Consider the following 24,634-nt stretch of genomic DNA (forward strand, 5'->3'; position numbering starts at 1 on the left):
CTCCCACCCGGCCTTTCATCGGGCATGGGGGCGAAAATGGCAAGACTATCTTTCAAATGGACACGCGGCGCTCAATGTCGCAAACAAGCCTTAACAGCGCCACTGTGCCCGGCATAGTGCCGAAAAATCTATTCTATCCAAGGGAACGATACGACATGAAGACCCATGCCCGTGCGGTGGTGATCGGTGGCGGCGTGGTGGGCGTTTCGACGCTCTACCATCTGGCGAAGAAAGGCTGGAGCGACGTCGTCCTGATCGAGCGCAAGGAACTGACGTCAGGCTCGACCTGGCACGCGGCGGGCCTGTTGCCGCTGTTCAACCTCAGTTATTCGGTCGGGCAGATTCACAAATATTCGGTCAAATTCTATAAGGAATTGCAGGAGGAAACCGGCATGAATGTCGGTTTCACCAATTGCACCAATATCCGACTGGCGCGCACCAAGGACCGCTGGGACGAATATATGTATTATGCCGGGGTGGCTGAGACCATCGGCGTGCCGGTTAAGCTGTTGACACCAGAGCAGGTCAAGGACGTCTGGCCGCTCGCGGAAACGGATGGCATCCTTGGCGCGATCCAGCATCCTGATGATGGCTATATCCAGCCGGCGGACTTGACGCAGGCGCTTGCCAAGGGTGCGCGGGACCGGGGCGCAACCATCTATCGCTACACCACCGTGACCGGCATAGAGCAGCAGCCGGACGGGCAATGGCTGGTCAAGACCGACAAGGGCGATATCCTTACTGAGCACGTCATCTCCGCCACGGGCAATTTTGCGCGCAAGACCGGGCAGATGGTGGGGCTCGATGTGCCTGTCATCCCGGTCGAGCATCAATATATCGTCACCGAGCCGCATCCGGCGATCCTCGAGCGCAAGGCCAAGGGCCTGCCGGAGATGGGCGTCCTGCGCGAAAGCGACTCCTCCTGGTATATGCGCGAGGAAAATGGCGGCCTACTGCTCGGGCCTTACGAGAAGGGCGCGCCGGTTTGCTATGTGGACGGGCCTTCGGACGATAGCGAATATGAGTTGTTTCAGGAAGACCTGGAGCGCCTGATGCCGCATATCGAGACGGCCATCGCGCGCGTTCCAGCCTTCGGCGAAGTGGGCATCAAGAAGGTCTATAATGGCGCCATCGCCTATACGCCCGATGGCTCGCCGATCATCGGCCCCGCGCCGCGTCTCAAGAATTTCTGGCTCAATGAGGGCCATTCCTTCGGCGTGACGGCGGCGGGCGGCGCGGGCTGGCAGTTGGCCGAATGGATCGTCGAGGGCGAGCCTTCCATCGACATGATGGGCGTCGACCCGCGCCGCTTCGGCCCTTATGCGACCGAGGGCTATCTGAAGGAGAAGAACGAGGAAGCCTATGCGGAAGTCTTCTCGATCCATTACCCGGACGAGGAACGCGGCGCGGCGCGGCCTCTGAAGCGCTCGCCCTCCTATGACCGGCAGAAGGCGTTGGGCGCGGTGTTCGGCTCGGTCTATGGCTGGGAACGGGCGAACTGGTTCGCGCCCGAGGGCTATGGCATCGATGTCGCCAGCCTCGACAAGCCGGATGTGCTGCTCAACCGAAACCATCCGAAGCCCGATGCGGAAGGCAAGGTCAAGGAAATCTGGTCGTTCCGCCGCTCGAACTATTTCGAGCATGTCGGCAATGAGGTGAAGAACGTCACCGAAAATGTCGGCCTGCTCGATATGTCGGCTTTCGCCAAGATGGAGGTTTCCGGTCCCGGTGCGCGGGCGTGGCTGGACTCGATCCTCGCCAACCGCATCCCGAAAAAGCAGGGCCGTGTCGCGCTTTGTCATCTGTTGACTAAGAATGGCGGGGTACGCTCGGAATTCACTGTCTATGAATATTATCCGGGCTCGTTCTATCTGGTTTCCGCCGGTGCTTATGAAAATCACGACCACGACTATCTCCATAAGCTGCTTCCCGCCGATGGCTCGGTGCAGCTTCGCCCCGTTACACAGAAGCTGGGCGTGCTGGTTCTGGCCGGACCGAACAGCCGCAAGGTCCTGCAGAAGCTGACCCGCACGAGCCTTGCCAACGAGGATTTCCCATGGCTCTCGGGCAAGCAGATCAATGTCGGCCCGGCGACGGCCCATGCGCTGCGCGTCAATTTCGTCGGCGAGCTTGGCTGGGAACTGCATCACCCGATCGAGCAGCAGAACACGATCTACGACCTGCTGATGGAAGCCGGCGCGGAATTCGGTATCAAGCCGTTCGGCATCCGCGCGATGACGACGATGGCCGTGGAGAAATCCTATCGCCTGATCCCGCGCGAACTCTCCATCGAATACAACGCCTATGAATCCGGCCTCGACCGCTTCGTGCATCCCAACAAGGGTGAGTTCATCGGGCGTGATGCGGTGGTGAAGGCGCGCGAGGAGGGCCTGAAATGGAATTTCGTGACGCTGGAAGTGCATGGCGTGACGGATGCTGATGCACGCGGCTCCGAGCCGATCTATCATGGCGGCAAACTCATCGGCCGAGCGACCAATGGCGCTTATGGCTGGCGGCTGCGCAAGAGCCTGGCGCTGGCGATGGTCAAGCCGGAATTTGCCGCCGCGGGTACGGAGCTTGATATTCGCATTCTCGGCAAGCCGCACAAGGCGACTGTCATTGCGGAATCGCCGTTCGATGCGGAGAATGAGCGGTTGAGGGCGTAAGATCGTTAAACGTCGGCGCTCTACGGCGCCCCCCTCTGTCCTGCCGGACATCTCCCCCGCAAGGGGGGAGATTGGCTGGCACGACGATCACCGCCTATTCTGCGGCGTTTGCGATTGGCGGAAGCGGAAATGACAGTGTAATCTCCCCCCTTGCGGGGGAGATGTCCGGCAGGACAGAGGGGGGTGCCGTAGAGCGCCGACGGTCCCGTTTAAGTCAAACCTCACGCCGCCATCGGCTGCTTCCGTTCCGCCCGCTCCTGCTGCGGGGATCGCCCATAGAGTTCCCGGTAGCATTTGGAGAAATGCGAGGCGGAGACGAAGCCGCAGGCGACGGCGACTTCTACCACTGGCATGGAGGACTGGATCAGCAGATGCCGGGCGCGGTCGAGGCGGATCTCCAGATAATAGCGGGCAGGGGAGCGGCCCATCTCCTGCCGGAACAGGCGCTCGATCTGGCGGCGCGACAGGCCGACATGCTCCGCCACTTCGATGAGCGAGAGCGGTTCCGTCAGGCTCGCCTCCATCAACTCGATGATCGTCAGCACCTTGGAGTTCTGCACGCCCAGTCGCGCGCGCAAAGGCAGGCGCTGGCGGTCGTGCGGGTTGCGCACCCGGTCGGTCAACGCCTGCTCGCAGACGCGGTTGACGAGATTGTCGTCGAAATCATCGCCGATCAGCTTCAGCATCATGTCAAGCGCGGCGGTGCCGCCAGCGCAGGTGTAGAGATTGCCGTCAACTTCGAAAAGATCGGCATAGACATCGGCCTTCGGAAAAGCCTCGGCGAAGCCGGGCAGGTTCTCCCAATGGATGGCACAGCGCTTGCCGGATAGGAGGCCGGCTGCGGCGAGAATATGCGCGCCGGTGCAAAGGCCGCCCACCGCCACGCCGCGATTATACTCCTCGCGCAACCAGGCGAAGACCGATTTGTTCTGGAATTTCTCGACATTGACGCCGGAGCAGACTAGCACCATCGACGGCCGCTCCTCGCCGGTCAGATAGCGGCGCTCGTCCTCCAGCGAGGCGTCCACGGCGCACTCCACGCCATTCGACGCCCGCACCGGCTTGCCATCCGCCGAGGCCAGACGCCAGCGATAGGCATTGTAGCCCAGCATCCGGTTGGCGATGCGTAAGGGTTCGATGGCCGTCGCAAACGCGATCATCGAGAAATCAGGAACAAGAAAAAAGACGAATGAGCGCTTTATAAGCGTTTTCTGATGCATGGCCGGTCACCATTGTCGTTCCCCGTCGCTTATGAACCATTATTCTGGTTTCTTTACGACCGAAACCATTGAACCATAGAACTATTTCCGAGGGAAGTGCGACGTAGTGGCTGTCGCAAAAAGAAAACGCCTCAAATGTCCTTCTTAAGCTTGTTTCCGTCGGCTCTACGATCCAACGCCGGCCAGCCGATATCCTGCAGGATATTCTCGGGCAGGGCGTAAAGGGCGCGGTAGGTTTCCCGCTCGCGCTTCCTTGCCAATATGAGCCTGTAGAAGCGCAATATCCCGGCGATGATCATGGGTTCTTCTCCTGAAGTGACTTCGTTTACCGCCTTGACTATGGAGTGGGAAGTATGTTCAATCAAACGAAATTGATGAACCTATAAGTTCAGAATATTTGATGAGGCTATCATGACCGCCCCGATGCACCATCCGCTGCCGATCCTCGACCTGGATGTGCTGCGCACTTTCGTTATGATCGCGGAGACGAAAAGTTTCTCCGCGGCGGCGAATGCCGTGTTCCGCACGCCCTCGGCGGTGTCGATGCAGATCAAGAAGCTGGAGGAGACGCTCGGCACGACGCTGCTCGACAGGGATGCGCGCTCTGTGTCATTGACCAGCGATGGCGAGTTGCTGCTTGGCTATGCGCGGCGGATGCTGGCGCTCAACCGCGAAGCGGTGGCGAAATTCGTGGCGCCAACCGTGTCGGGTCTGGTACGGCTCGGCTCGCCTGACGATATCGGTGAATGGGTGCTGCCCTTCGTTTTGAAGCGCTTTGCGGAAACCCATCCGAATGTGACTGTCGATGTAATCATCGACCGCAGCCTCAATCTGCGCCGGCGGCTGGAGGAGCAGCGTCTCGACATCACAATGGTCAATGTCGCCTGCTCGGGCGCGGAAAGCAGCGACATGGAAGTGCTGATGACGGAGGATCTGGTCTGGGTCGGTGCGAAGGGCGGCACGGCCTATGAGCGCGATCCGCTGCCGCTCTCGATGTGGGAGGAAGGCTGCGCCTGGCGCGGCAATGCGCTGGAGGCGCTGGAAAAGGCGGGGCGCGATTATCGGGTGGCCTATATGAGCGCCCATTCGACCGGACAGCGCTCGGCCATCCTCGCCGACCTTGCCGTGGCGCCGTTCAGCAAGTCGCTGGTCAGCGAAGGGATCGCCGTGCTGGGACCGGAACATGGCCTGCCGCCCCTCGGCCAATATCAGCTGGGCATGATCGTCGCCAGGAATGCCGGCCAGCATGTGCAGGTCGTCGCCCAGCATCTGCGCGGAATTTTCGAGACATACCGGCGGACGAGGAAGTTTTGAAATTAATGAAGGTAAGGGAATCCCGCCTTCACGCCTGACCGGCCTTGATGCGAGCCGGGTTCCAGCCGAGCGCATTGTAGACATAATAGCGCAGGATGCCGGCATATTCGTGCAAAGCGAAGTCTGCGACTGCGAAATTATATGACCTGGGCACCGGTGACAGGACGGCGCCGATATAATCTCCGCGCACCGGCGTGGCCCCAATGCCGAAATGAGAAAAATAGAGCAGGCCGCGGCGTAGGTGGATGGCCGAGGTGAGGAGAACAATCCGGTCCGGACCGTAGGCTTCCAACAGCGGCCTTGAGAACTGGGCGTTCTGCCAGGTGTTTTTGGACTTGTCTTCAGTCATCACATCCGCCGGGTCCACACCGATCCTAGTGAGAACGCCTTTGTATACGTTCGCCTCGCTCTCACCGGTGTTAAGCGGATCGCCTCCCGTCACAAGGATTTTGCAATCCGCCGCCGTCTTCCGACACTCATCATAGAGCTCCGTCGCCTTGACGATGCGTCCATAGGCGATGATTTCAGGCTCCACGAGATGGGTCTCGCCGACCTTTTCAAGTCCGCCGCCCAAAAGCACGATTGCGTTGCGTTTGCCCCATTGGACCGGCTGGGGCGTGAGATAGGGGCCCTGCAGATTTCCCAGGATAAGCGATGTAAGCGGACCGCAGCCTATTGCGAGAAACAGCACGACGGCGAGCGTCAGCAGCGTTCGCGCGGCGAGGCGCCATCTGAAAAAGGCACAACAAACCGCCGCGGCGACCATGATGATGAGCACGTTAAAAGACATAGCTCTTGCCCTTTCCCATCAAAGGGGGCGCATTGTGCGCCTATTTTGGCCGGAAAGGAAGGCTTAGCCTCGATTCCGCCTCGCAGCCCGCTCCTCGCGCGAACGGCGGCGGGGGGCTGCGTCGCCGGATGCATCGGTTTCGGCGTCCAGCTTGCGCTCAGGCAGTTTCACAGCCGCCGAGAGCTTCGGGAAAGGATCGACCTTGTTGGGGAGCGCCATGGCGTGAACGAAATGCTCCTGGAATTTCGGCTCCAGTGCGGTTTCGATCTTCTCGATGCGGCGGACGGTTTCCTCGATCTCGCGGCGGTAATCGCGGTTGAGCAGCGCCATGCGCGCGCCGGTTCCCGCTGCATTGCCCACCGCCTTGACGTTTTGGAGATCGCAATCCGGGATGAGGCCCAGCACCATCGCATATTTCGGATCGATGAAGGAGCCGAACGCTCCGGCGAAGCGGATCTGGTCGACATGATCGATGCCGAGCTTGTCCATCAACAGTTTCACACCCGCATAAAGCGCGGCCTTGGCGAGCTGGATGGCGCGCACGTCGTTTTGCGTGATCGCGATACGCGGGCTGCCGTCGTGGAGCAGGTAAGAGAAGGTGCGGCCATTGGCTGTGACACGCGGCGAGCGGGCGGCGAGGGAGCCGTCTATGACCCCATCCTCGGAAATGATGCCCGTCAGATACATTTCCGCGATGACTTCGATGATGGCCGAGCCGCAGATGCCGGTGATGCCGGTTCGGGCGGCGGCCTCCGTGAAGCCGGGCTCATCGGACCATTGCTCGACGCCGATGATGCGGAATTTCGGCTCCAGCGTTGTGGCATCGATGCGCACGCGCTCGATGGCGCCGGGGGCGGCGCGCTGTCCGCCGGAAATTTCCGCGCCTTCGAAGGCGGGGCCGGTGGGGGAGGAGGCGGCGACGGTGCGCTCCCGGTTGCCCAGAACGATCTCGGCATTGGTGCCGACATCGACCAGCAGCATCATCTCATCCTGCCGGTGCGGGCCTTCGGCAAGCGTCGCGGCGGCGGCGTCGGCTCCGACATGGCCGGCGATGCAGGGGAGCATATAGACGCGGGAACCCGGATTCAGCGGTAGCCCGATATCCTGACATTTCAGATGCACCGCGCCGGAGACGGCAAGCGCGAAGGGCGCGCCGCCAAGCTCGGTCGGGTCGATGCCGAGGAAGAGGTGATGCATGATCGGATTGCCGACGAACACCGCGTCGAGAATATCCTCACGCGAGATGCCGCCCTCCGAGCATACCTTGTCGATCAACCCGTTCACCGCCTCGCGCACCGCCAACGTCATCGCCTCGCGGCCATCAGGGTTCATCATGACATAGGAGACGCGGCTCATCAGATCCTCGCCGAAGCGGATCTGCGGGTTCGAGGCGCCCGCCGAGGCGAGCGTGCGGCCCGAGAGCAGCGAGGAAAGATGCATGGCGATGGTGGTCGAGCCGATGTCGCAAGCGATGCCATAGGCTTCGTTTTTCAAGCCCGGCCAGAGCGCGATCAGGGCAGGGCGGTCGCCTGTCTCATCCTGATAGATGGCGGCGGTGACGGCCCATTTCCCCTCGCGCAAGATTTTCTGGATGCGGGGCAGGAGGTAAGGGTCAACCTGCAGATCCTTGTACCCCCAATCCTTCTCGATGGCCGCTTTCAGCCGGTCGAGATCGCCCAGCGGCTTGTGCATGTCCGGCTCCTCGACCTCGACATAGCACATGCGAATGGCGGGATTGCGCTCGATAACGCGGGTATCCGCCTCCTTGCGCACCACCTGCGCATTGACCTGCACATCCTGCGGCACGTCGATGACGAGATCACCCTGAATGGTGGCCGAGCAGGAGAGGCGGCGGCCTGGTTTCAGCTCGCGCTTTTCGGCATAGCGGATTTCCTTCGGGCCGAGTTCGGAGATGTGGGTGTTTGATGAGGTGATGCCATGCTTGGCGAAGCGGCCCTCCTGCACTTCCACCTGGCAGCGCCCACAGGTAGCACGCCCGCCGCAGACGCTTTCGACATAGACGCCGAGCGCGCGGGCGGCCTCGAGGACGGGCGTGCCGACAGGAAAATGCCCGCGCTTGCCGGAGGGCATAAAGAGAATCAGAGGATCACTCATTTTTTATCGGCCGCTCAGGCAGTCGCAATCGCTCCACGTCTGGCTTCCCGTCCGCCGCGACGGCGGCCACTGGTATCACCTGCGGGCTGTCCCGCATTGGCATTGGCGGCGTTTGATGGCTGATGATCGCGGTATTTCATGATCCACTTGCCGCAATTGGGGTCGGTGCCGTTGAGCACGTTCGCTGCATGGACCATTTCCATTTCCTGCGGGCGGCAGGGGTTCATGATGGCTGATGTCATGCCGCTGGCGATGACCATGGGAATGAAGGCGGCGTTGATGCCGTGGCGGTGCGGCAGGCCGAAGGAGATGTTGGAGAGGCCGCAGGTGGTGTTGACGCCGAGTTCTTCGCGGAGGCGGCGCACCAGCTTGAATACCTGCAGGCCCGCCGTGCCCATTGCGCCGATGGGCATGACCAGCGGATCGACCACGATGTCATGCGCCTTGATGCCGTAATCGGCGGCGCGCTGGACGATCTTCTTGGCCACCTCGAAGCGCACATCCGGGTCCTCGGAAATGCCGGTCTCGTCATTGGAGATCGCCACGACAGGCACGTCATATTTCTTGACCAGCGGCAGGATGGCTTCCAGCTTCTCCTCTTCACCTGTCACGGAATTGACCAGCGGACGGCCCTTGGCGACCTTCAGCCCCGCCTCGATGGCGGCGCTGACGGAAGAGTCGATGGAAAGCGGCAGATCGACCAGCCCCTGCACGATCTCCAGTGTCTGCACCAGCAGCGCCGGCTCGGTCGCATTGGGATCGACGGCGGTGACGCCGGCATTGATGTCTAGCATGGTTGCGCCCGCCGCCGCTTGCTCCAGCGCGTCCTTGATGACCGTCTCGAAATTGCCGGCGACCATCTCGGCGGCGAGTTTCTTGCGGCCCGTGGGATTGATACGCTCGCCGATGACGCAGAAGGGCTGGTCGAAACCGATAACGATCTCTCGGGTCGCGGAGGCGACGATGGTGCGGGTCATATGTGCTCGTTCCCTTATTGCGCGGCGGCGATGGGCGATGAATTATTCAGGTTCCAGGTACCACGTTCCACCAGCCATTCGGAGGCTTTTTTGATGCCGCCGAAGGGGAAGACGTGGACCTGCTTGATATTGCTCGTCGGGTTGTCGAGAACATGGCGCTCGATGGGACCGACGACGCCTTCGGGCGAATGGGTGGTGGCAAGCGCCGTCAGCGCCAGCGCGTTCTTCTTGAGATAGGTGATGGAATTGCCCACTCCGCACATCGCCGCATATTTGATGAGCGTCGTGATCTTGGCGGGCCCGGCGACGCCCAGATGGACAGGCAGATCGATGCCCGCTTCGCGCAGCGCTTCCGCCCAGCGGATGAAATGCTCCGCGTCGAAGCCGAACTGCGTGACGATGCGCAGTTTCGCGCCGGTGCGCTCGCCGAAATTTTTCTTAAGTCTCAGAGCTTCCAGCGCGACGGTTTCGGAAAAGTCGGGGCTACCCTCGGGATGGCCGGCGACGCCGATCTCGGTGATGCCGAAACGGTCGAAAAAGCCGGTTTCGAGCACCTGCATGGTGGAGTTGAACGCGCCAGCCGGGCGCTCAAGCCCGCCGCCGATGACGAGCACATCTGTCACGCCCGCCTCGTCGGCAGCGCGCCGAAGGCGGTTTTCGAGCGCCTCGCGGGTGGTGAGGCGGCGGCAGGCGATGTGCGGGACGGGCTTGTAGCCGAGATCGCGGACGCGCTTGGCGGCTGATGTCAGCGTATCGATCGTGTCCGTGCCGATGTCGGTAATGTAGACCCGGCTGCCCGGCGGAAACAGGCCCGGCAGTTCGGCGGATTCGATGGCCTGCTTCGGCGCCAGCTCGATGGATGCGGCGATGCGGCTTCTTTCACGAGACTTCAATTCATGGATGGTCATGTCCACCTGCCTTTACCAGCGCCACAAGGCGATCCTTGTCATATTCGCGGTCGAGGCGTTCCAACGCCGCATCCGCTTCCGCTTCGAGGTCCGAGCCGACAGGCACAGGCGCGCCGCGCCGCCATTCGGCGAGATAGGCGTCCGTGTCCTGCGCTCCCACCCGCATGGCGCACATGTCTATCGCCTCGGTGAACCGTAGCGGCAGTTCCCGCTTGGCAGTCTTGCGGCCCTCCCGCACGATCACCTGCGCCGGGATATCACGCCAATAAACGACAACGAGGTCGGCCATGCTTCATTCTCCTCGATATTCGCCAGCATCGCTGGAAACACGGGTTTCCACCGGCTCGCGCGCGACGTGCGGGCACTTTAAAAGCGACGTTGGCAGCTAGCTTATTTGCGACCAGAGCTCGCCGATAAAGGGCAGCTTGGTGAGCAGCGCCCCGGCGGTGAACAGCACCCCGGCGATGATGCCGAGGGAGACGAAGCCGATCAGCACGCCGAGGCTCATCAAGAGGCCGTCGCGCTCGGTAAGTGCCACGCCGATGATGGCAGTGGCGAAGGCGGGAAGCCAGTTGGAGAGTGGGATAGGAAACACCACGGCCAGCCCGAGGATCAGCGTCAGCAAGCCCAGCCAGCGGTCGCCATGGCGGCGGGCGAAGGGCCATAAACGGGGGCGGATGATGCGCTCGATGCGCCGCAGCCATGGCGTGCCTTTTTCGGATAATTGCCGGAAGCGCTCCGGCGCCAGCGAGCGCTCGCGGATGATGCGCGGCAGCCAGGGCGTCTCGAAGCCCAGCACCATCTGGCCGGAGATCAGAACCAGCGGAATGCCGGTGATGATGCCGGTGCCCGGCGGCAGGGGCAGAAGGTTGAGCAAGGCGAAGAAAGTGAGAAGCGTGGCGAAGCTGCGATCCGAAAGCGCCTGCTCGATCTGCCCGAAGCTGATCGGCTCCTTCGCATTTTCCGCCAGATCTTCAAAGACCTGCGACAATGGCCGACGGTCCGATATGCGGCGCGGGCCAGATTTTTCACGATGTTTGGGCGAGGGGAGCGTATGATCCATGCCCACCATATCGCCCGCCAATGGTGATATTTCAATGACAGGGCGGCGGGTGTTCACACTCTTCAGTCCAGCGCTTTTCCGCCCCCGGCTTTTTGGATCGCCGGGATGAGATCGCCGAAGCCGGTAAAGCGGCGCTCATAGGCGAGGCCCAGAAAGCGCGCCGCTTCCTCCGCCTTGCGCGATAGTTCCGGATCGTCGGTCTGCGCCAGATAGATCATCTTGGAATAATTGCCGAAATACATATCGCGCAGTTCCGGATGGCGGTCGAGACCGAGCGGCTTCACCAGAAACGCTTCGAACTGGCGGGCAAGGAAATCCGTCATGAAGAAGCATGTCATGTCGTCATCCCAGCGCTCCGCAAAAGCCGCGTTGCCGGCATAAAAGGAAAAGCAATGCGGCCCGGCGATGCGCTCCACGCCATATTGCTCGCAGACCTTGTCGAGCATCCCGCCGGTGCCGCAATCGGCATAGCCCACGAAAATGTGTTCGATGCCCTGGCGCCGCGCCCGCTTGATCGCCCGCTCGACGGCGGGCGCGATCTTGTCGGGGTAGTGATGGTAGATGGCCGGGAGGCATTTGAGGTCAAGATGGTCGAGCCCGAACTGCTCGCGGATAGCGAGAATTTCCCGCGCAATCATGCCACAGGCGATGACCCGCACTTTCTCCGGTGGGGAAACCTGCCCCTGGTCCGCCGCCATCTTGCCAATGTCTGTCATCGCGATACCTTCCCGCTGCGGAGCATGAGTCCGCCGATCACGAATCTATCATATAGGAAGGCAACATCCATGAAGCCATCGCTCGTCGCGCCCTTGATTGCCCTTGCATGCGCGTTTTCGCTTGCCGCCTGCGCCAATACGGTTACCGGCGTGAGCAAGGATGTCAAAAGCACCGCCCACGCGGTGAAGAAGGCGGTGAATTAAGCGCCGCCGCTAGTTCCCCTCCCCCCTGCGGGGAGGGGCTAGGGGTGGGGGTGGTTACGGCAAGCACTGCCGCAATTCATCTCAGAAACCGACGGCATATCCAGCAGCACATTGCTTGCGGCGTCCCACCTAGCGTCGCCACCCCCATCCGTCTGCTCCGCAGACAGCGCTCCGCTATGGCTCCGCGCGTTCGTCGCTGGAAAAGCCAAATCGTTGGCTTTTCCTCAGCCTACGGCGGAACGCTCCTCACTCCCCGCAAGGGGGAAAGGAGGGCGCCAGGTTCTTCTACCCCGCGCGCTGATTATGCCGGCGCTTCATAAAATCCTTGGCGGTTTCCACGGCCACCGCCGCATCGCGGCAGTAAGCATCGGCGCCGACGGCCTTGCCGAATTCCTCGTTGAGCGGCGCGCCGCCGACGAGCACGACATAATCGTCGCGGATGCCTTTTTCCTTCATCGTGTCGATGACGACCTTCATATAGGGCATGGTCGTAGTCAGCAGCGCCGACATGCCGATGATATCGGGCTTATGCTCCTCAATGGCGGCGAGATAGTTTTCGACGGGGTTGTTGATGCCGAGATCGATGACGTCGAAGCCGGCGCCCTCCATCATCATGCCGACGAGGTTCTTGCCGATATCGTGGATATCGCCCTTGACCGTGCCGATGACGAGCTTGCCCTGTTTCGGCGCGCCAGTAGCGGCGAGGAGGGGACGCAGGATGGCCATGCCCGCCTTCATCGCATTGGCCGAAAGCAGCACTTCCGGCACGAAGAGGATGCCGTCACGGAAATCCTCGCCGACGATGCGCATGCCTTCAACAAGCGCCTCGGTCAGCACCTTGTAAGGCGCCCAGCCGCGCTCGAGGAGGATGCGCGTGCCTTCCTCGATCTCTTCCTTCAGGCCGTCATAGAGATCGTCATGCATCTGCTCGACGAGTTCCTCGTCGGAAAGTTCGGAAAGAATGATTTCATCGTCGGCCATGGACGCATTCCCTAAGTTTCAAGCCCGGACGGGCCAATCGCATATCTATCACATATCCTGGAAGCGGCAAAAATCCATCGCTCAAAAGCGACTTCACTTGCCGCGCACGGAAACGTTCTTTCTTCCGCCGGGATTAGGGTGGATGTTCATATATCTCATGCTAAGGGAGCCCGTGCCGTTTGTGGGGCGCGGGAGAATTGAATGGATCAGGAAGCATCTGTCGAAACCGGTGAAGAGCGCGGCGGGCGTCGCGGACGCGGGGCTAGCGGCGGCGCGGCGGCGCGGCGCGCGGCGCGGTCCGGGGGCGGTCCCGGCAAGTCGCTGACCTATATCACGCGCAAGGTGCCGGTCTATGAGGTGCTGAACGAGGAAGGGCTGGCTCTGATCGAGGCCAATGCCGACACGGTGCTCGAAGAAGTCGGCATCGAATTCCGTGACGATGCGGAGGCGCTTGAGCTTTGGCGTCAGGCGGGCGCGGATGTGAAGGGCGAGCGCGTGCATTTCCCGAAAGGGCTTTGCCGCTCGCTGCTCAAGACCGCGCCTTCGATCTATACGCAGCACGCACGCAACCCGGAGCGCTCGGTGCAGATCGGCGGCGATGCGACGGTGTTCGCGCCGGTCTATGGGCCACCCTTTGTGCGCGACCTCGACGGCAACAGGCGCTATGCGACCATCGAGGATTTCCAGAATTTCGTGAAGCTCGCCTATATGGCGCCGAATATTCATCATTCGGGCGGGACGGTGTGCGAGCCGGTGGACGTACCGGTCAACAAGCGCCATCTCGACATGATCTATGCGCATATGCGCTATTCCGACAAGCCGTTCATGGGCTCGGTGACCGCGCCGGAGCGGGCGGAAGACACCATTTCCATGTGCAAGATCCTGTTCGGCGAGGATTTTGTCGAGAACAACACGGTTCTTACAAGCCTTATCAACGCCAATTCGCCGATGGTCTTCGACGAGACGATGCTGGGCGCGCTGAAGGTCTATGCGCGGCATAACCAGGCCTGCATCGTGACGCCGTTCATCCTTGCAGGCGCGATGAGCCCGGTGACGGTGGCGGGGACGCTGACGCAAATTCTGGCGGAAGTGCTGGCGGGCGCGGCGCTGACGCAGCTCATCCGTCCCGGCGCGCCGGTCATTTTCGGCACCTTCGCCTCATCCATCTCCATGCAGTCGGGCGCGCCCACCTTCGGCACGCCGGAGCCGTCGCTCGTCTCCTATGGCGCGGCGCAGCTGGCGCGGCGGCTTGGCTTGCCGTTCCGCACCGGCGGCTCGCTCTGCGCCTCCAAGCTTTCGGATGCGCAGGCGGCCTACGAGAGCGCCAATACGCTGAACTCGACCCTGCTGGCGGGTACGAATTTCGTGCTTCACGCGGCGGGCTGGCTCGAAGGCGGCCTGGTGTCGTCCTATGAAAAATTTATGATGGATATCGACCAGCTGGGCATGAGCCAGAAATTCGCCGAAGGGGTGGATCTGTCCGAGAACGGGCAGGCGATGGACGCCATTCGCGAAGTGGGGCCGGGAAGCCATTATCTCGGCTGCACGCACACGCAGGCGAATTTCCAGACGGCGTTCTACCGCTCGTCTATTGCCGACAACAATTCCTTCGAGCAATGGCTGGCCGAGGGCGAAAAGCGGGCCGACCAGCGCGCCAACGAGCTGGCGCGGCGCTGGCTGGACAGCTATCAGGCGCCTTATCTCGATCCTGCTATCGACGAAGCGCTGAAAGCATTCATTGCGGAGAAGAAGGCTTCGATGCCTGATGCTTTCACTTGAAAGAAGCCCGAAGACGGCCGGGCTAAAGTGGCCGATTTGATCCATCGCGAGGTGTGGCGGACAGCGATACGGGGGGACGCAGACTGAGCGGATACGGCGGATACGTTTGCGCTCTATGACACCCCCCTCCGTCCTGCCGGGGGTCTCCCCCGCAAGGGGGAGATCGGCTGTCATTTCGCTCCGCCTCATTTCTTGCAACGTTTGCCATTGGTGCCGAGTGCTGATGAAGGCCTAATCTTTCCCCCTTGCGGGGGAGATGCCCGGCAGGGCAGAGGGGGGCGACGTAGAGCGCCAAGCTGTTTAATGGAGAGTCGGAGCGGAACGAAAGGGCATGATTACCCTCAAATTCATCGCAGCCGCGCTCGCCCCCTTCGGCCTTATCCCGCGCGGCGGTTTCGTTTTCGCGGATGGCGAGGACGCCCCACACGCTACCGGCTCAAACCCGGCGAAATGCGCCGTGCTGGTCGGCCATGCCGGCTCGTCGATCTGGCCGCATTTTTCCCGCTGGCATGCCAATGAGGGCTGGGGCCGGGCCGATCCGCTCGATGACTGGTCGAAGCAGGTATTGGGCGAGGCGGCACGGAGGCTGGGCGCGCGGGCGGTGTTTCCATCGGACAAGCCATGGCTGCCGTTCCAGCAATGGGCGAAGCGGGCGGAAGGGCTGAAACCTTCGCCGCTCGGCCTGCTTATCCATCCCGCTTACGGGCTATGGCATGCCTATCGCGGGGCGCTCTTGTTCGATGGGGCGATCGACTTTCCGGCGCGGGGCGAGTCTGAACATCCTTGCGATCAGTGCATGGCGAAGCCGTGCCTTGCCGCCTGTCCGGTCGAGGCCTTCGACGGCGCCGGCTATGCGGTCGAGCGCTGCCGGGATTATCTCGTGACCGAGGCGGGAAAGACCTGCCGGGATGGTGGATGCCTTGCGCGCCTCGCCTGCCCGGTCGGACGGGAATATGCCTATACGCCCGCGCAGCAGCAGTTTCACATGGCCGCGTTTGTCGGAACGCGGTAAAGACTGGAGAGGCTGGCAGCCCCTAGGAGGGCGCGCTGAGCGGAGCTTTATCCCCGCCGCCCACGCCGTTCCCGCCTTGAAACCTCGGTGCCGTCTCCTGCAGCCTTGTTACGCAGCGGGCCGATGACCTCGATGATCGTCTCGATGGTCGGGCGAGGGCCCGCGACGTGGTTATCCAGCGCCTGACGCATGGCGGCGAGATGAGCGAAGGAGGTGCCGCAGCAGCCGCCGATGATCTTCGCTCCGGCGTTGATCGCCATGTGGGCGTAGTTCGCCATCAGGTCCGGCGTGCCGGAATAATGGATCTCCGAGCCGCGAAATTCCGGAATGCCGCAATTGCCCTTGACGACGATGGCGGCGGCGGGGTCGGCAGCAGTCATGTCGAGAAGCGAGGAGAGGATGTCCGCTGCGCCAACGCCGCAATTGGCTCCGACCGCCACGGGCTTCCGCGCCAGCCCGTCTGCGACGTGATGGATGTCCTTGGGATGGAGGCCCATCATGGTCTTGCCCGCCGTATCGAAGGAGCCGGTATAGACATAAGGCAGATCCAGCGAAATCGCGGCTTCGGCGGCAGCGCGGATTTCATCCGGCGCGGACATGGTTTCGATCCAGGCAATATCGATGCCGCCTGCCTTCAGTCCTTCGAGTTGTTCCCTGAATGCGGCGACGGCATCCTCATAGGTGAGGGCGCCGAGGGGCACCAGCAGCTCGCCGGTCGGGCCGACGGAGCCGGCGACGATCACCTTGCGGCCCGCCCGGCCGGCGACGGTGCGGGCAAGTTCGGCGGCCTTTTTGTTGAGCTCGAACACACGGTCCTGCGCGTGATGCAATTTCAGGCGATGCCGCGTGCCGCCGAAGGAATTGGTAAGGATGATGTCCGCCCCGGCGTCGACGAAGCCCTGATGCAGCGCCTCGATCTTCTCCGGATGGCTCTCGTTCCAGAGCTCCGGCGCCTCGCCGGATTCGAGCCCCGCGGCGAAAAGGTTCGTGCCCGTCGCGCCATCGGCAAGCAGCACGCCTTTTTCAGCGATGAGGTCGGTCAGCACGTTCGGCAAAGAGGCGTTCATATTCGTTCCGATGGCTCAGTTGACGATGACGTAATGCACCGGCCTTTTGATGTCCGGATGGGTGCGATAGGGCAGTTCAGTCGCCGTGACTTGGCTCTGCGGCAGTACGATATGCGCTGCGTTCAGAATGTCCATGACATTTTGCGGCGGCACTGCGCCGCTGAACCACAGGACAAGGAGCGGCTTTTTTATGCGTGTCACGGCATCAGGCGCTTCCGGATAGGCTACGCCCAGGGACGGATCGTAAAGCCGGAAATTACCCGCTATCTGGGGTTTATCCGCCAACACGACGTTGAAATTCCCTTTTTCACGCACCTGCCGGTACAGTTGGGCATAATCGAGCTGGCCGATGGGGGGATCGCCCGGGCCGCCGCCATAAGTCAGGTTGAATGCCAGAACAGGCGGAACCAGACATGCGACGATAACGCTCCCGATGCTGAAGTCCCGCAAGGCCGGTCCCGTCAGCCGGTAGCGATGAAGCAGCCAGGCAAGACAAGCGGGAAGCAAAAACAGCACCGGCTGCAGCCAACGATCCTTCACATTGGTCGCACCGGTCAGGCAAACGCCGACGAAGACCAGCACGAAGCCGATCATGATAAGCCGGGGTATGAAGCTGTCACCTGGTAGCGGCTTGGGAAGGCTGAGGAGCGGCGCTCTCTTTTTGCGATAAAGCAGGAAGACAATGACGGCCACGGCCACGGCGAGGATGGAAAAGAGAAAGCTCACCTCGATGAGACGAGCGACACCCGCCAGACGGTCAAGCAGGAAATTGCCCGTTGCGCCGATCTCGAATTTGCCTGAGCGGGCGAGGACGGCGTTCCGGTGGTGCAGCATCCAGATGCCGGTCGGCGCGAGGCAGAGGGCAAACACGCCAATGGAAATGAAGGTCTGGCGCGAAAGGAGAGCGGCCCTGTAGGCCGGGATTGTCAGCGCCGCCAGAACGAGGGTGACGAGGAAGAAGCCGGCATTGAATTTGCCGAGCAGGGCGGCGGCCATGGCCAGCCCGAAGAGCCCGGCGGAGAGGGGAGATCGGGCGCGCATGTGCCAGGCGAAGGCCAGGAAAGCCCAGGCGCAGCCCGTGGTGCCGGCGACGGAGTGCGTCAGCGCCCGCTGCGATTCCCAGCCGATTTGGGGGATCAGGAACAGGCCCAGCATTCCGGCGGCGGCAACATTGCGCGGCAGGCCCAGCAGACGCATGCCGCCATAGACGCTGGCGAACATGCTGGCGAGCAGGCTGAATTTGACGATCTGCAAGGTCAGAAGGCTGGTGCCGAGGACTGCAGACGCCAGGCTGCTGATCCAGGTATAAAGCGGCGGCTGCGAGCCGCCGTAACCCAAGGCGAGATAGCCGATATTGGCGAGCTGCTCGGCGTCATCGAGCCCTGCGCCATTGGAAATGAAGGCAACGAAAATGGCTTGAAAAGCGAAATAGACCAGGACGAACAGCAAGGCCGGGTGCATGCCAAGCATGCGCCGGGGAGAGGCCGTCGATATCGTCTCGTCCGGTTTCATGAAAGCCGTCGATCCTGTAGAATGCATCATGCCATTCAGGAGAATAATATGCCCCTGCTCCCAACACATAACCCGCCGGGCAGTCTTTTCCCAAAATCCTGGCAGGATTACAACGGCTGAATGACAATGAAGCGGCGAGATAGCGCGATAGTGAACGGTGATTAAGGCTTATCCAGATACGAGCATGCCCTTTCCCGGTGTTCCACGATTGAACTTAAGCAAAGTGGAGGCTCAAGCGGGGAAAAACGGGAAGGGCGAAAACGATGTCAACAGCCTATTCTTACGATTCCGTCACCATGGCGGACAGAATGCTTGGCATGTCGACATGGCCGACGGGTTTCCCGTCCGCGTCGCGTATATGGAGTTTGTCCACGCGCTCCTTCGCCATGACGCGCGCGGCCTGCTCCAGGACCGTGCCGGTGGAAACGGAGGGCAGGCTCGCGCCCTCATTATAAACACCCGATGTCATGACCGCATCGACGAGGATGACACGGCCGCGATTGACCTCCTTGACAAAGCTTTCGATATAATCGTCCGCGGGCTTCAGCACGATGTCCTGCCCGGTGCCCTGCTGCACGATCTCGCCATTTCGCAGGATGGCGATACGGTCGCCGAGGCGCAGCGCTTCGTCCAGATCATGGGTGATGAAGACGATGGTTTTCCGGATTTCCTTCTGGAGGTCGAGGAGGACCGACTGCATGTCCATGCGGATCAAGGGATCGAGCGCGGAGAATGCCTCGTCCATCAATAGGATCGGCGCGTCATTGGCGAGCGCACGCGCCAGCCCGACACGCTGCTGCATGCCCCCCGATAGCTGGTTGGGATAGCTGTCCTCGAAGCCTTCCAGACCGACGCGGGCGATCCAGCGCCTCGCCGCCTCCAGCTGCTTCGCCCGGGGAATGCCCTGGATTTCCAGCCCGTAGACGGTGTTTTCCAGCACGGTGCGGTGCGGCAGGAGCGCGAATTTCTGAAACACCATTGCCGTCTTGTGGCGGCGGAACTGGCGCAGCTCGCCTTCGTTCATCTTCACCACATCGATATTGTCGACCAATACCTCACCGGCGGTCGGGTCGATGAGGCGGTTGATGTGGCGGATGAGCGTGGATTTACCCGAGCCTGACAGGCCCATCACCACCTGAATGCACCCGGCGGGCATGTCGATGTTGATGTCCTTCAGGCCCAGCACATGGCCATGACGGGCGTTCAGCTCCGCCTTGGACATGCCCGCCTTGACAGCGTCGATATGCGCCTTCGGATTTGGCCCGAAGATCTTATAGAGGTTGCGGATGGTAATTCCGGTCGCCTGAATATCAGCCATGAACCGTCTCCAGATGCTTCTGCAGGCGCTTGCCATAGGCCTGGCTGACCCGGTCGAAGATGATGGCAATGCCGACGATGGCGAGGCCGTTGAAAATGCCGAGCGTGAAATACTGGTTGGCGATGGCCTTCAGCACCGGCTGGCCAAGCCCCTGCACACCGATCATGGAGGCGATGACGACCATGGCGAGCGCCATCATGATGGTCTGGTTGATGCCGGCCATGATGGTTGGGAGCGCCAGCGGCATCTGCACGTTCTTGAGCCGCTGCCAGCTTGACGAGCCGAAGGCGTCGGCGGCTTCCAGCACATCTTTGTCCACAAGGCGGATGCCAAGATTGGTCAAGCGGATGATGGGCGGAATGGCATAGATGACAACGGCGATCAGTCCCGGAACGCGGCCGATGCCAAGCAGCATCACCACCGGAATCAAATAGACGAAGCTGGGCATCGTCTGCATCACGTCGAGCACCGGATTGATGATCTTCTGCAGCCGGTCGGACCGTGACATGAGAATGCCGGTGGGAATGCCGATGGCGATGGAAAGCACGGTGCAGACGAAGATCATCGAGACCGTCTTCATCGTATCGGTCCACATGTCGAAGAGGCCGATGAGAAGAAGGGTGACGACCGTGCCTGCCACGATCTTCCAGCTGCGGCTGGCGAACCAGGCGATGCCCGCGATGAGCGCGAGGATGATGGGCCAGGGCGTTCCGGTCATGAAACGCTCGGACTGGATCAGGAAATATTGCAGCGGATCGAACAACGCCTCGATCCGGTCGCCATAAGCGCGCGTGAACGCTCGAAAGCCCTCATCGATCGACTTCTTCAACGCGGTCAGCGTCGCGTCATCAAGATGAGGGAAGCGGGTCAGCCATTCCATTGGGTGATACGTCTCCTTTGGAAGGGAGTAAGGGAATAAGGGAGTATGTGAGTAGGGGAAGGAACAGGGGTAGAGGGAGTGTCTAGAAACAACATACTCCCTTATTCCCCTATTCCCTTACTCCCTTATTTCACCGCCGCCTTGATCTTCTCGGCAGCTTCCGGCGTGACCCACTTAGTCCACACATCCTCATTGTTCTTGAGGAAATATTTCGCGCCATCCTCGCCGGTGGCCTGGTTGTCGGTCATCCAGGCGAGCAGCTTGTTGACGGTGGCGTTGGACCAGGAGCGGGCCTTCAGATAATCGAGCGCAGGGCCGGCGCGGTCGGCGAAGCCCTTGGTGACCAGCGTCTCGACATTATCCTTCGGCCATTCGTTCGGCTTCGGATCGTTGCAGGTTTCCACCGTGTTGCAGCGCTTCCATTCCGCCTCGTCGAAGGGCGCGGCGTGGCCGAGCTTGACCATGTCATATTTGCCGAGCAGCGCGGTCGGCTCCCAGTAGAAGCCGATCCAGCCTTCCTTGCGCTCGTAAGCCTTCGCAATGGAACCATCGAGGCCTGCGGAGGAGCCGGTATCGACAAGCACGAAGCCCGCCTTCTCGCCGCCATAGGCTTTGAAGAACTGCGTCGTGACGCGCGTGCCGCCCCAGCCGGACGGGCCGTTGAACACAGCGCCCTTGCCGGGTTCCTCAGGGGCGGGGAAGAGCTCTGGATGCTTCAGCGCATCGGGAATCGTCTTGATGTCAGGATGAGCGTCGGCGAGGTATTTGGGGATCCACCAGCCCGACACGCCGCCTTCGGCAAGCGCCTTGGAAACGGAGACGATCTTGCCTTCCTTGGTGCCCTGGGCGACCACGTCAGGCAGGAAGTCCACCCAGCCTTCCGGCGCGACGTCGGGCTGGCCCTTTTCGATCATGGAGGTAATGGTCGGCACCGTGTCGCCGACGACCAGCTCGGCGGAGCAGCCATAGCCTTCGGTCAGGATGATCTTGTCGAGATTGGCCAGCACTTCGGCGGACTGCCAGTTCATGTTGGCGATGGTGACATTGCCGCATTCGGCGGCGGAGGCGGCGCTTGTGAAAGCACCGGGCAGGCCCACGATACCGGCAGCCAGAATCGTGGAAGCAAGCAGCTTCTTCATCAGGTAGTCTCCCATTTGCGACAGCATGAAAATTTATTACGTCCGCTGGCGTGCTGTGCGGCCAACGGACAATTTTTTCCCAAGGTCATGCAAACTCCTCGCTTGGCGAATTAGCGTCTTGATAACGACGGATAGTAGTCCGATCGCGACGCGCTCCAGTCGAGCACGAATAAATGCCGTCACAAGCGCCCCGCTCAACGGCATCTGCCCCAAGCATTGGCCATCGAAACCGGAAACTCAAGGCCGGTTCTCCCAATTTTTGTGCTGCGAGGGTGGCTGAGACGTTTTTGGGCAGCCCATCCGAAGGGCTGTCTCGGGTCGCATGAAATTGTGTCGGGCTAGCCTATTTGCGACAAGCTGCGGCGACTTTGCAGCAGCCGCGGCGCGAAATTTGGCGCATTGCAGCAGCGACCGATGAAATCGCCCCGGAGTGCGGCAATGCTTTACGTTTTCAACCGGAACGGCCGCGTTCACATCGCCTGGAATTCAACCGAGCGGAGCAAGACTCGCGCCGACGATAACCGTTCGCGGTCGCTGCTTTCACGGGTGTCCGTGGTCTGGCGCGGTTCGGCTGGCTGACGCGCGACATCGCGCCAAATCGCCGCACCGGGATATTCCTGTGATAATTCCGCTTGCGAAAGCGGAATCCGCCGATTTTCGCCATCCATTTTTTCGCCGCGCTGTGAGATGCGATTCGCTTGGGCTAGACTCGTTCATGTTTTGATGGAAACACTGGATACCCTTTGGCACCGTTGCTGTAACGGAGCTGTTGAGGCATGGATTCCTGTGACAAGCACAGGAATGACGGGTGGAGATTTTTTCCGCGTCACCAAAAACCATTCTTGCCAAGCGGGAGGTTGGAAACTGGGCGCCAACAGCAAAGCAGCCCGTCATTCCTGTGCTTGTCACAGGAATCCATGCCTCAACAGCTATGCTGCCGCAACGAGGAAGAATACGCAATCGTTTCCATCAAAAAGTGAAATGCTCTGAAGGGCGGCGTTTAGAAAAAAATCACCGTGAAACGGCAAAAGCCGTGCATCCCAGAGGAGAGCACGGCCTTGCCAAATTACGCATGGCGCTGTCGCGGAAACGCTGCGGCAGCGAGAGATTCAGCTCCGGTACGCAGTACCTGATCCGGAGCGGAGACGGCGTTGCTTCCGTCTTGAGTTCCTTTCTAGCGCCACATCGTTACCGTCAGGTTAGCAAGAGCTTAAGCAAATCTGAATCGGCGGATTTTTTGGTAAATTTCACGGTTGCCGCGGCGGCGGGCAGCGATTAGTCAAAGAAGCATGACACGCGCCATCATGCTCCAGGGAACGGGTTCGGATGTCGGCAAGACGGTGCTGGTTGCCGGGCTGTGCCGGTGGGCGGCGTGCCGGGGGCTGAAAGTGCGCCCGTTCAAGCCGCAGAACATGTCGAACAACGCCGCCGTCAGCGACGATGGCGGCGAGATCGGGCGGGCGCAATGGCTGCAGGCGCTGGCATGCGGCGTGCCGTCGTCGGTGCATATGAACCCGGTGCTGCTGAAGCCGCAATCGGAAACGGGGAGCCAGATCGTTCTGCAGGGCAAGGTGGCAGGGCAGGCGAAGGGGCGCGAATACCAGCTTTTGAAGCCGCGATTGATGGATGCGGTGATGCAGTCTTGGGACGAGGTGCGCACCGGGGCTGACCTCGTGATCGTCGAAGGGGCGGGCTCGCCGGCAGAGATAAATCTTCGTGCCGGGGATATCGCCAATATGGGATTTGCGACACGGGCGGGGGTGCCGGTTGTTCTCGTGGGCGATATCGACCGGGGCGGTGTTATTGCCTCCATCGTCGGCACCCATGCGATCCTGCCCGAAGAAGACCGGCGGATGATTGCAGGGTTTCTCATCAACAAGTTCCGCGGCGACGTCTCGCTGTTCGATGACGGCCTGGCCGCGATCACGCGCTTCACCGGCTGGCGCTCCTTCGGTGTGGTGCCGTGGCTGAAAGCCGCCGCGCGCCTGCCGGCGGAGGATTCGGTGGTGCTGGAGCGGCTGGCGAAGGGGGAGGGCAGGGCGCTGAAGGTGGCCGTGCCTGTTCTCGACCGCATCGCCAATTTCGACGATCTCGACCCGCTCAAGGCAGAGCCGCAGGTGGAGGTGGTGATGGTGCGCAGCGGCGAGCGGCTTCCTGCCGATGCCGGACTGGTGGTCATCCCCGGCTCGAAATCCACTATCGGCGATCTCAAGCGCTTCCGCGAGAATGGCTGGGACCGCGATCTGCGGATGCATGTGAGACGCGGCGGCCATGTCGTCGGCCTTTGCGGCGGCTACCAGATGCTGGGCCGCTCGGTGCGCGATCCAGACGGGATCGAAGGCGATATCCGCGAAATCGAGGGGCTGGGCCTGCTCGATATCGAGACTATCATGGAGCCGGAAAAGACGGTGCGCAATTCGACCGCGCATTCGGTGATGTTCGATGTGCCGCTCGAGGGGTATGAGATCCATCTCGGCCGGACCAGCGGACCCGACTGCGCGCGGCCTGCCATTATCGTGAACAATGTTCCTGACGGAGCGGTATCGCCGGATGGGCGCGTTTTCGGCACCTATCTGCACGGGCTGTTCAGCTCCGATGCGTTCCGGGCGGCGTTTTTGCGGTCGCTCGGCGTAACCGGCGGTACGGTGTCCTACCGCGCACAGGTGGAGCAGGCGCTGGACGAGGTGGCGGAGGAACTGGCGGGGTGTCTGGACGTGGAGGGGTTGCTGAGGCTGCGGTGGAGGTAGTGCCAGACGCCCTCGTGGTTCGACGGAGGCGCCAAGAACACCCCCCTCTGCCCTGCCGGGCATCTCCCCCTCAAGGGGGGAGATCGGCCTTCATCGATGACGGCCCTTTATTCTCCAACGTCGGCGATTGGCGAAAGCAGACCTCACAGCCAATCTCCCCCCTTGAGGGGGAGATGCCCGCCAGGGCAGAGGGGGGTATCACCGCGCCAACGTTTCCATATTAAAA

Annotated in this window: 22 protein-coding genes; 7 read left to right on the forward strand and 15 right to left on the reverse strand. The window is 61.4% G+C overall.

The window, feature by feature from the left end; all coding sequences use genetic code 11:
• The first annotated feature begins 155 nt into the window (after positions 1-155).
• Positions 156-2,666 carry a GcvT family protein gene (locus tag ACOWVG_RS13810; RefSeq protein WP_420962799.1) on the forward strand — a complete coding sequence of 837 codons (2,511 nt, stop codon included), beginning with the start codon at positions 156-158 and terminating at the stop codon, positions 2,664-2,666.
• 221 nt (positions 2,667-2,887) lie between these two features.
• On the opposite strand, the gene ACOWVG_RS13815 is transcribed toward ACOWVG_RS13810, so the two are convergent.
• Both ACOWVG_RS13815 and ACOWVG_RS13820 read right to left on the reverse strand, forming a co-directional pair.
• On the reverse strand, positions 2,888-3,886 hold the full coding sequence (locus tag ACOWVG_RS13815; RefSeq protein WP_420962800.1) for a GlxA family transcriptional regulator: 999 nt from the start codon (positions 3,884-3,886) through the stop codon (positions 2,888-2,890).
• Positions 3,887-4,017: 131 nt separating this feature from the next.
• The gene (locus ACOWVG_RS13820; protein ID WP_420962801.1) at positions 4,018-4,185 is read right to left on the reverse strand and encodes a hypothetical protein; all 168 of its coding nucleotides are present in this window, start codon (positions 4,183-4,185) and stop codon (positions 4,018-4,020) included.
• Positions 4,186-4,297: 112 nt separating this feature from the next.
• Between ACOWVG_RS13820 and ACOWVG_RS13825 the strand changes: the two genes are divergently transcribed.
• Positions 4,298-5,200, forward strand: a complete 903-nt coding sequence (locus tag ACOWVG_RS13825; RefSeq protein ID WP_420962802.1) for a LysR family transcriptional regulator — start codon at positions 4,298-4,300, stop codon at positions 5,198-5,200.
• A gap of 28 nt (positions 5,201-5,228) precedes the next feature.
• Here the strand turns inward: ACOWVG_RS13825 and ACOWVG_RS13830 are convergent, their stop codons facing one another.
• The 7 genes from ACOWVG_RS13830 to ACOWVG_RS13860 all read right to left on the reverse strand — a co-directional run bounded on the left by ACOWVG_RS13830 (position 5,229) and on the right by ACOWVG_RS13860 (position 11,769).
• Positions 5,229-5,990: a YdcF family protein gene (locus ACOWVG_RS13830; RefSeq protein WP_420962803.1), complete on the reverse strand. Its 762-nt coding sequence runs from the start codon at positions 5,988-5,990 to the stop codon at positions 5,229-5,231.
• Between the two features lie 63 nt (positions 5,991-6,053).
• Positions 6,054-8,105: an ASKHA domain-containing protein gene (locus ACOWVG_RS13835; RefSeq protein WP_420962804.1), complete on the reverse strand. Its 2,052-nt coding sequence runs from the start codon at positions 8,103-8,105 to the stop codon at positions 6,054-6,056.
• A 14-nt stretch (positions 8,106-8,119) separates the two neighbouring features.
• The gene (locus ACOWVG_RS13840; RefSeq protein WP_420962805.1) at positions 8,120-9,082 is read right to left on the reverse strand and encodes a methyltetrahydrofolate cobalamin methyltransferase; all 963 of its coding nucleotides are present in this window, start codon (positions 9,080-9,082) and stop codon (positions 8,120-8,122) included.
• A 14-nt stretch (positions 9,083-9,096) separates the two neighbouring features.
• Positions 9,097-9,990, reverse strand: a complete 894-nt coding sequence (locus ACOWVG_RS13845; protein WP_420962806.1) for a methylenetetrahydrofolate reductase — start codon at positions 9,988-9,990, stop codon at positions 9,097-9,099.
• Entirely contained in the window at positions 9,977-10,279 is a 303-nt protein-coding gene (locus tag ACOWVG_RS13850; protein WP_420962807.1) for a virulence factor, read from the reverse strand. Before ACOWVG_RS13850 ends, ACOWVG_RS13845 begins: the two co-directional genes overlap by 14 nt.
• Positions 10,280-10,375: 96 nt before the next feature.
• Positions 10,376-11,110: an exopolysaccharide biosynthesis protein gene (locus tag ACOWVG_RS13855; protein WP_420962808.1), complete on the reverse strand. Its 735-nt coding sequence runs from the start codon at positions 11,108-11,110 to the stop codon at positions 10,376-10,378.
• A gap of 5 nt (positions 11,111-11,115) precedes the next feature.
• Positions 11,116-11,769 (reverse strand): DUF1638 domain-containing protein, encoded by a 654-nt coding sequence (locus ACOWVG_RS13860; protein WP_420962809.1) that lies wholly within the window; start codon positions 11,767-11,769, stop codon positions 11,116-11,118.
• Positions 11,770-11,838: 69 nt separating this feature from the next.
• Between ACOWVG_RS13860 and ACOWVG_RS13865 the strand changes: the two genes are divergently transcribed.
• Positions 11,839-11,973: an EncA/B family entericidin gene (locus ACOWVG_RS13865; protein ID WP_420962810.1), complete on the forward strand. Its 135-nt coding sequence runs from the start codon at positions 11,839-11,841 to the stop codon at positions 11,971-11,973.
• 285 nt (positions 11,974-12,258) lie between these two features.
• Here ACOWVG_RS13865 and ACOWVG_RS13870 read toward each other — a convergent pair whose 3' ends face one another.
• Complete coding sequence (locus ACOWVG_RS13870; RefSeq protein WP_420962811.1) at positions 12,259-12,954, reverse strand: corrinoid protein; 696 nt, start codon at positions 12,952-12,954, stop codon at positions 12,259-12,261.
• Positions 12,955-13,155: 201 nt separating this feature from the next.
• On the opposite strand from ACOWVG_RS13870, the gene ACOWVG_RS13875 reads away from it, so the two are divergent.
• Positions 13,156-14,733 (forward strand): trimethylamine methyltransferase family protein, encoded by a 1,578-nt coding sequence (locus tag ACOWVG_RS13875; RefSeq protein WP_420962812.1) that lies wholly within the window; start codon positions 13,156-13,158, stop codon positions 14,731-14,733.
• 331 nt (positions 14,734-15,064) lie between these two features.
• The gene (locus ACOWVG_RS13880) at positions 15,065-15,745 is read left to right on the forward strand and encodes a hypothetical protein (RefSeq protein WP_420962813.1); all 681 of its coding nucleotides are present in this window, start codon (positions 15,065-15,067) and stop codon (positions 15,743-15,745) included.
• A gap of 47 nt (positions 15,746-15,792) precedes the next feature.
• Here the strand turns inward: ACOWVG_RS13880 and bmt are convergent, their stop codons facing one another.
• The 5 genes from bmt to ACOWVG_RS13905 all read right to left on the reverse strand — a co-directional run bounded on the left by bmt (position 15,793) and on the right by ACOWVG_RS13905 (position 21,661).
• Positions 15,793-16,812, reverse strand: coding sequence for a betaine--homocysteine S-methyltransferase (gene bmt / locus ACOWVG_RS13885; RefSeq protein ID WP_420962814.1), 1,020 nt, complete (start codon positions 16,810-16,812; stop codon positions 15,793-15,795).
• 15 nt (positions 16,813-16,827) lie between these two features.
• Positions 16,828-18,324 carry an ArnT family glycosyltransferase gene (locus ACOWVG_RS13890; protein ID WP_420962815.1) on the reverse strand — a complete coding sequence of 499 codons (1,497 nt, stop codon included), beginning with the start codon at positions 18,322-18,324 and terminating at the stop codon, positions 16,828-16,830.
• 280 nt (positions 18,325-18,604) lie between these two features.
• On the reverse strand, positions 18,605-19,642 hold the full coding sequence (locus ACOWVG_RS13895; protein WP_420962816.1) for a quaternary amine ABC transporter ATP-binding protein: 1,038 nt from the start codon (positions 19,640-19,642) through the stop codon (positions 18,605-18,607).
• Positions 19,635-20,522, reverse strand: a complete 888-nt coding sequence (locus ACOWVG_RS13900) for an ABC transporter permease (protein WP_420962817.1) — start codon at positions 20,520-20,522, stop codon at positions 19,635-19,637. Before ACOWVG_RS13900 ends, ACOWVG_RS13895 begins: the two co-directional genes overlap by 8 nt.
• Before the next feature lie 125 nt (positions 20,523-20,647).
• Positions 20,648-21,661, reverse strand: coding sequence for an ABC transporter substrate-binding protein (locus ACOWVG_RS13905; RefSeq protein WP_420962818.1), 1,014 nt, complete (start codon positions 21,659-21,661; stop codon positions 20,648-20,650).
• A gap of 808 nt (positions 21,662-22,469) precedes the next feature.
• Between ACOWVG_RS13905 and ACOWVG_RS13910 the strand changes: the two genes are divergently transcribed.
• On the forward strand, positions 22,470-22,940 hold the full coding sequence (locus tag ACOWVG_RS13910) for a hypothetical protein (RefSeq protein WP_420962819.1): 471 nt from the start codon (positions 22,470-22,472) through the stop codon (positions 22,938-22,940).
• Positions 22,941-22,950: 10 nt separating this feature from the next.
• A complete protein-coding gene (locus tag ACOWVG_RS13915) occupies positions 22,951-24,408 on the forward strand; it encodes a cobyric acid synthase (protein ID WP_420962820.1) in 1,458 nt (485 codons plus the stop codon).
• Positions 24,409-24,634 lie beyond the last annotated feature (226 nt).

Source organism: Brucella sp. IR073 (assembly GCF_049065735.1).
Taxonomy (GTDB): domain Bacteria; phylum Pseudomonadota; class Alphaproteobacteria; order Rhizobiales; family Rhizobiaceae; genus Paramesorhizobium.